The organism is Mycobacterium sp. E2462 (assembly GCF_001672685.1).
In the GTDB taxonomy this organism is placed as follows: Bacteria; Actinomycetota; Actinomycetes; order Mycobacteriales; family Mycobacteriaceae; genus Mycobacterium.
Window position 1 is genome coordinate 65,646 of record NZ_LZKC01000011.1, and the last position, 6,390, is coordinate 72,035.

Annotated in this window: 8 protein-coding genes and 2 pseudogenes; 5 read left to right on the top strand and 5 right to left on the bottom strand. The window is 69.2% G+C overall.

Annotated features, from left to right (window positions below):
* The first annotated feature begins 192 nt into the window (after positions 1-192).
* A complete protein-coding gene (locus A5714_RS00630; protein ID WP_068074445.1) occupies positions 193-396 on the top strand; it encodes a hypothetical protein in 204 nt (67 codons plus the stop codon).
* 61 nt (positions 397-457) lie between these two features.
* Here the strand turns inward: A5714_RS00630 and A5714_RS00635 are convergent, their stop codons facing one another.
* Positions 458-790 (bottom strand): DUF732 domain-containing protein, encoded by a 333-nt coding sequence (locus tag A5714_RS00635; RefSeq protein ID WP_082959494.1) that lies wholly within the window; start codon positions 788-790, stop codon positions 458-460.
* A 519-nt stretch (positions 791-1,309) separates the two neighbouring features.
* Here A5714_RS00635 and A5714_RS00640 point away from each other — a divergent pair.
* The gene (locus tag A5714_RS00640) at positions 1,310-2,365 is read left to right on the top strand and encodes a polysaccharide deacetylase family protein (protein ID WP_068074448.1); all 1,056 of its coding nucleotides are present in this window, start codon (positions 1,310-1,312) and stop codon (positions 2,363-2,365) included.
* A gap of 25 nt (positions 2,366-2,390) precedes the next feature.
* Here the strand turns inward: A5714_RS00640 and A5714_RS00645 are convergent, their stop codons facing one another.
* A complete protein-coding gene (locus tag A5714_RS00645) occupies positions 2,391-2,735 on the bottom strand; it encodes a DUF732 domain-containing protein (RefSeq protein ID WP_068074451.1) in 345 nt (114 codons plus the stop codon).
* Positions 2,736-3,016: 281 nt separating this feature from the next.
* Complete coding sequence (locus A5714_RS00650) at positions 3,017-3,352, bottom strand: DUF732 domain-containing protein (protein ID WP_068074454.1); 336 nt, start codon at positions 3,350-3,352, stop codon at positions 3,017-3,019.
* A 213-nt stretch (positions 3,353-3,565) separates the two neighbouring features.
* Here A5714_RS00650 and A5714_RS00655 point away from each other — a divergent pair, with 213 nt between their 5' ends.
* On the top strand, positions 3,566-4,093 hold the full coding sequence (locus A5714_RS00655) for a hypothetical protein (RefSeq protein ID WP_068074457.1): 528 nt from the start codon (positions 3,566-3,568) through the stop codon (positions 4,091-4,093).
* Positions 4,081-4,590 (top strand): GNAT family N-acetyltransferase, encoded by a 510-nt coding sequence (locus tag A5714_RS00660; RefSeq protein WP_068281777.1) that lies wholly within the window; start codon positions 4,081-4,083, stop codon positions 4,588-4,590. Before A5714_RS00655 ends, A5714_RS00660 begins: the two co-directional genes overlap by 13 nt.
* Here the strand turns inward: A5714_RS00660 and zapE are convergent.
* Complete coding sequence (zapE, locus tag A5714_RS00665; protein ID WP_156747106.1) at positions 4,568-5,665, bottom strand: cell division protein ZapE; 1,098 nt, start codon at positions 5,663-5,665, stop codon at positions 4,568-4,570. The genes A5714_RS00660 and zapE overlap by 23 nt on opposite strands.
* Between zapE and A5714_RS26825 the strand changes: the two are divergent.
* A pseudogene (locus tag A5714_RS26825) lies at positions 5,664-6,104 on the top strand (dihydrofolate reductase family protein); the annotation flags it as partial. The gene zapE and the pseudogene A5714_RS26825 overlap by 2 nt on opposite strands.
* A 45-nt stretch (positions 6,105-6,149) precedes the next feature.
* Here the strand turns inward: A5714_RS26825 and A5714_RS26830 are convergent.
* Positions 6,150-6,344: pseudogene (locus tag A5714_RS26830) on the bottom strand (dihydrofolate reductase family protein); the annotation flags it as partial.
* Positions 6,345-6,390 lie beyond the last annotated feature (46 nt).

A 6,390-nucleotide genomic window follows, 5' to 3' on the forward strand; every position in this document is an offset into this window, starting at 1 on the left:
GAGAAAACGGGGAAAAAGCAGCTGATCTCCAGTTGAATAACGGGATTTCAGGTCATTTGCATAGATCGCTGACGGGCGCCGTCCGCCGCGGGCAAACGAGCCGCAGGGCCGCCAAGAGCGACGGCGTGCCGCCAAAATTCAGCAAATAGCAACTGCACCAATGACTTCCATCGACCGGGTACAGTCGCAACCATGAACCTGGTGGAGTGGCTGAGGACCCCTCGCTATTTACGCACCCGCTTGATGATGGAGACCCGGCCCATGAACCGCCTGGAACTCGAAATCGTGTTCCTCGAAGTCGCGGGTGGCGACGCGTTGGTGCGGCTCCCCGTGGCGATGATGGTGCTGCCGAAGAACCCCCGCAAATACCTGCCCGGCACCAAACAGGGCGAGTGACGCGGGACCCGCGGGCCACGGTCCCGCGGGCTATGGAACGGTCGAGGGTCTCAGCCGGCGCTCAGCCGGTGGCCTTGCTCGTGTATTGCGGGCAGTACGACTGCGTGGCAGCCCCCACGAAGAAACCGGAGTTGCTGTCGCTCAGGTTGAGCGCGCCCTTGACGTCAGCCAACGTCTGGATCAGGCTGGCGCCGCCCTGCCAGTCCTGACACACCCCGTGCCCGGCGTTGACCACCGTCTGGTTCGACAGGTTGTTGAAGGTGATGCCTTGCTGCCCCAGCACCTGCAGGAACACATCGTCCACCGCGTCGGCGCCCGCGGCCGGGGCCACCGCCACAGCGATGCCGCCGAGCACGGCCGCCACCGAACCGCTAATCCGCGCCATTGTGGTCATTGTTTCTCCTCAGTACGAAACACCCTATTTTTTCCGATGGAGTTGTAGATACTTCTCGAGGCCTCAGTTAATGCGTCGGCTACCAGCCACCCTTGCATACCGGGCGGCGCTGCGCGCGGCGATTGGCAAAGACGACGGGGCGTCCCGTCGCGGCCCCGTGACGGCCGGGACCGCGCGGCCGGGCGTCACCGCGGGAAGCGCCGCCTCATGGGGCGGGCGGCGTCCGGCAAAGGCTTATGAACAGCACAAATGTCACCGTCGCCGGGACGAGTACAGACGCCGAAGACGGGACCGACGGCCGCCACATGAGGCGGATGGTGGCCGCGCCGTCGGCCGGATCGGCCGGCGCGGCACGCAAACGTCTACTGCTTCGGGGAAACGGTGGTACCGGCACGCCGGCCAGCGCACGCCAGCAATCGGTGATTCGACATTGTCGGTGTGCCGGCGAATGGCGATGTTTCGCCCTTGACGGCGTTCTCGGCAGCCGGTCGGGATGGGGCGATTACAGTTTCACAGTTGATGGCACGCCCCGGGGATCTGATTCCGCCCGCCGCCCGCGCGACGATCAAGAACGCCGCGGCCGCGCTGTTGTGCGCGGCCGGGGTCCCGGCACTGAGCCGGTGGCGGCATCGGGATCGGCTCGCCATCGTGATGTTTCACGGCGTCGAGGACGAACCGCTATCCCCCGCGTGCTGGCATGTGCTCGACTCGCCCCAATTGCGGCGTCGACTCGAATACCTCGCCAAGCACTTCGCGGTGCTACCGCTCGAGGAGGCCCTCGAGCGGCTCGAGGCTCAGACGTTGCCGCCGCGCGCGGTGGCGCTCACGTTCGACGACGGCACCCGCAACCTCGCCACGCACGCGGCGCCGGTGTTGCGGGAGCTGAACCTGCCGGCGGCGGTGTTCTTGGCGACGGGCCCGATGGGCACCGACCGAACCTTGTGGCCGGACCGGCTGTGGCTGGCGATCTCGCGCACCGCCGTCACCGAAATCGACTTGCGCGCACTGGGTTTGGGCCGCCGCACGCTCGACGGCAATGCGTCGCGGGCCGGGTCCTACGTGGCCGCGGTGGAACGGCTCAAGGAGCTCCCCGACGACCGGCGCGGCGCGGTGCTGAACGACATGCTTGCCGCGCTGGGGTTCCGCGACGGTGACGACGCCGGTCCGTTTGCGATGCTGTCGTGGGCGCAGGCCCGCGACATGGCCGCCGACGGCCTGATCACCCTGCATCCGCACTCCGTCACCCACCCGATCCTCGCTCGCTGCGGCGACGCCAAAGTGCGGCGCGAGATCACCGAATCGTGCGCGACGCTCGAACGCGAAACAGGCCGTCCGCCAGCCGTATTCGCCTATCCGAACGGCAGGGCGCAGGACTTCGACGGCCGCGCCGAGGCGGTACTGCGCGACCTGGGGGTGCGCTGGGCGCTGTCGACCGAAGCCGGGTTCGCCGACCGGCGCAGCGACCCGATGGCCCTGCCCCGGTTCGCGGTCGGCAGCAACTCGTCGATGTCGGCCTTCCGGCTCACGGTCTCGGGAGGGCTGCCGCGACGGGCCGCGACCAAGCGTCCCGCGTGACGACTCGGCGGTGGCCGGCCCGCCTTCAGTTGCCGGTGGCGCCTTCGGGCTTGGGTCCGCGGTCCTCGCCGGTGATGTACTTCGGGCAGTAGTGGGCCGCCGACAGATAGGTGAACTTCGCGGCGCTGGCCCCCTGGAAGGCCGGATTCTGGTTGCGCAGGTCGGTCACGATCTTGGCGTCCGACTGCCCGTCGTCGAGCAGGTCGCACACGGCCTTGCCGATTGTGATGGCGTTGCCCGGGTCCTGGTACGTGATGCCCGCGTCGCGCAGGTCCTTGAGGAAGTCCTGATCGTTGTCGATGTCCGCGTGCGCCGGCACCGCCAGCGCGATCGACCCGATGGCGGCCGTCAAACCCAGTAGCAGTCGCATAACGCAGTGATTGTCGCAAACCCGTCGCGGATCGGCACCCCGGAGCGGCACAGCGCGCGGGGGCAACAGCGCGCGCCGCGCCCCGGCGTCGACGCCACCGACCGCGAAGAATGGTTGACGCCATTCTCTCGGCACCACAAAGAATGGGCGCCTGCGACAATTAACGCGAAACCCGCCCCGCATTCAGTCGCGGAATTATAAGAGCGAAATATTGCAGCCGTGTTTCGCGTAACCCGCCGCAGCGCACAGTTATGTTAACGGGCGCCTCACCCGTGTGCCGGTTACGACGAGCTGCCGGCCGTCTTCGCCCCCGGGCCGGACGTCATGACGTAAGGGCAATACGTGCTGGCGGCGATCGCGGCGAACTTCGCGGCCTTGTCGTCACTCAGACCGTCGTTCTTGGCCTGAAGGCCGCTGACGACGTCGGACGTCCCCGAGCCGCCCTGGTAGGTGGTGCACACCCATTTGCCGGCGGCAACCACCGTGGACGGGTCGTAGGTGATGCCGGCCGCGTCGAGCGACGCTTGGAATTTGCTGTCCATGTCGTCGTCGGCGTACGCGGGAACAGCCATGCCAATTGCGGCGAAAGCGCTGGCGACAATAAGCAGAAGTTTCATGTTTTACAGAGTGGCAGAACGAGAAAGGATTTGCATCTTATCGGCGCTAATTTTACGTCAGAACCGTCGATGGTCGGTCGGCGCCGGGCCCCCTGACCGGCCCCCTCGGCGGCCGGGCCGGCCGCCCGGGGGTTCAGCCGACCCCTCCCCCCGGCATCACCGCGTGTGCGATCATGCGATGGTCCCAGCACAGGCGCTCGGAGAGGCGACGACATGACGAAGACGCACCGCGGGCGGCACGTCCTGTCCGCCGCCCTCGTCGCCGCCGCGGTCGGCGTCGCACCCCTGTCCGCGCCCCGCGCCCTCGCCGGCGACGCGCCCATCGGCCACATCGGCGACACGCTGCGGGTCGACACCGGCACCTTCGTCGCCGACGTCACCGTCACCGGCGTCGCCCCCTGCGACCCCCCGCCCGGATTCGGCTACACCCGCGAAGGCACCTACAAGGGCTTCCCCGGCAGCTCGGTCGAACGCGCGGACGTGGCCATCCACGCCGTGCGGGTGCCCAATCCGTTCATCATGGCGACCATCTTCAACTTCGACGGGGTGACCCCGTACGCCGACGCCTACAAGCCCCGGACCTCCGATGCGCCCGACGCGCTCGACAACGTCTTGGTCAACGCGCCCAACGGGGCGGTCGTGCGCGGCGAGGTGTACTGGGACGCCTATCGCGACCCGGTGTCCACGGTCGTGCTGCTGGACAAGAAGACCGGTTACCACCTCGCGCAATGGAATCTGTGACACTGCGCCTGGCCACCGCAGACCACGCCGACACCCATCAACTGGCTGAGCTTGCCGCACAAACCTTTTCGCTGGCGTGCCCGCCGTCGGTCACCCCCGAGGACATCGCGTCCTTCGTCGCGACGCACCTGTCGGCCGAGCGCTTCGCGCACTACCTGGCCGACCCGGGCCGCGCCGTCATCACCGCGACGCGCCATGACCGAATGCTGGGCTACGCCATGGTGGTTCGCGGCGCGGCCGACGGCACCGCCGAGCTGTCGAAGATCTACGTGCTGTCCGAGCAGCACGGCCGCGGGGTCGCGACGGCGCTGCTGGAGCGGGCGCTCGACGTCGCCAGGCGGTGGGGCGTGACCGCCGTCTGGCTGGGCGTCAACCGGGAAAACGAACGGGCACAACGGTTTTACACCAAGAGCGGGTTCACCGTCACCGGCACCCGCACGTTTCGGGTGGGCGGGCGCCTGGAGAACGACTTCGTCATGACTCGGCGGCTGCGTTGAGCGCCAAGAGGCGAGACATCGCCCTCAGGTACTTCTTGCGGTAGCCGCCGGCGAGCATCTCTTCGCTGAAGACGCTGTCCAGCCGCTCCCCCGACGCCGCCACCGGGATGCCGGCGTCGTAGAGCCGGTCGGTCAGGGCCACCAGCCGCAGCGCGACGTTCTGGTCGTCGATCCGGTGCACGCCGGTGAGAAACACCGCCGTCACACCCTCGATCAGCGACAGGTACCGCGACGGGTGCATGGTGGCCAGGTGCGCGCACAGCGCGTCGAAGTCGTCGAGCGTCGCCCCGGCCACCCGCGCGGCGCGCTCGGCCACCTCCTCATCCGACGGCGGCTGCGGCGCCGGCGGCAGATCGCGGTGCCGATAGTCCGGCCCCTCGATCCGCACGGTGGTGAAAATACTTGCCAGCGTGTTGATTTCACGAAGAAAATCCTGAGCCGCGAAGCGGCCCTCGCCCAGCTGCTCGGGCAGGGTGTTGGACGTCGCGGCCACCGAGACGCCCCGCTGCACCAACGACGACAACAGCCGGGCGATCAGCGTGGTGTTGCCCGGGTCGTCGAGCTCGAATTCGTCGATGCACACCGCGGTGTAGCCGGCGAGCAACTCGATGCACTCGACGAACCCGAACACGCCCGCCAGTTGGGTCAACTCGCCGAAGGTGGCGAACGCCTTCGGGGTCGGGGGCGCGGGCCCGTCGCCGGGCAGCGCGTAGTACGCCGACGCCAGCAGGTGCGTCTTGCCGACGCCGAACCCGCCGTCGAGGTAGATCCCCACGCCGGGCGTGACCTCGCGGCGGCCGAACAGTCTGCGGCGCCCGGCGCGGCGCTCGACAGCCTGCCTGCAGAAGTCCTGGCAGGCCAGCACCGCGGCGGCCTGGGTCGGCTCGGCCGGATCCGGGTGATACGTCGCGAAGCTCACGTCGGCGAAGGTGGGTGGGGGGCGCAGCTGGGCGATGAGGCGCTCCGGGGAGACGGTGGGATGCCGGTCCACGAGGCGGGCCACTCGGCCCCGAGCGTCCTTCGCGGTGGACCCGTGCATGCGAGAACTGTATCGGCGTGCTGCAATCGAACCCATGCCCGAGTCCGACGCCGCCGGGATCCTGACCGTGCTGCAATCGGCGCGCGAGGTGACCAACGGTGACCTGGCCGGGCTCTACGGCTACCCCGACGGTGTCGGCACCTGGCTGCGGGCCAACTTCATCGCCAGCGTGGACGGCGGCGCCACGGCCGACGGCAAGAGCGGCGCGCTCGGCGGTCCCGGCGACCGGTCCCTGTTCCACCTGCTGCGCGAGCTCGCCGACGTCATCGTGGTCGGCGCCGGCACCGTGCGCGCCGAGGGGTACAAGGGCGCCCACCTCGGGGTGGCCGCGCGCCAGCAGCGGCAGGCCCGCGGCCAGGCCGAGATACCGCCGCTGGCCGTTGTCACCGGGTCGGGGCGGTTGGACCGCGACCTGGGCGTCTTCACCCAGACCGAGGTGCGCCCGCTGGTAATGACCAGCCGGGCGGCGGTGGACGCCGCCCACCACGAACGGCGCGACCGTCAGGCACAGCTCGTCGAGCAGCTCGGCGTCGACGAACGCGCCCAGCAGCGTCGGGCCGCCCTCGGTGAGGACGCGGCGCAAGCCGCGGTCGCGCAGCGCGGCGAGCAGCGCGGCCGGGTCGACGGCGTGGGGGTCGGTCGCGGAACAGTCGACGACCTCACCGAGATCGGTGAGGTGGCGGCGGGCGGCGTCCACCGCCGCCCGGCTGGTCATTACCAGCGGGCGCACCTCGGTCTGGGTGAAGACGCCCAGGTCGCGG

Bases quoted from the DNA above. Each gene is read 5' to 3' on its own strand.
- A5714_RS00635 (WP_082959494.1), bottom strand. From the start codon at position 790: ATGACCACAATGGCGCGGATTAGCGGTTCGGTGGCGGCCGTGCTCGGC.
- A5714_RS00645 (WP_068074451.1), bottom strand. From the start codon at position 2,735: ATGCGACTGCTACTGGGTTTGACGGCCGCCATCGGGTCGATCGCGCTG.
- A5714_RS00655 (WP_068074457.1), top strand. From the start codon at position 3,566: ATGACGAAGACGCACCGCGGGCGGCACGTCCTGTCCGCCGCCCTCGTC.
- A5714_RS00650 (WP_068074454.1), bottom strand. From the start codon at position 3,352: ATGAAACTTCTGCTTATTGTCGCCAGCGCTTTCGCCGCAATTGGCATG.
- A5714_RS00640 (WP_068074448.1), top strand. From the start codon at position 1,310: ATGGCACGCCCCGGGGATCTGATTCCGCCCGCCGCCCGCGCGACGATC.
- A5714_RS00630 (WP_068074445.1), top strand. From the start codon at position 193: ATGAACCTGGTGGAGTGGCTGAGGACCCCTCGCTATTTACGCACCCGC.
- A5714_RS00660 (WP_068281777.1), top strand. From the start codon at position 4,081: ATGGAATCTGTGACACTGCGCCTGGCCACCGCAGACCACGCCGACACC.
- zapE (WP_156747106.1), bottom strand. From the start codon at position 5,665: ATGGGTTCGATTGCAGCACGCCGATACAGTTCTCGCATGCACGGGTCC.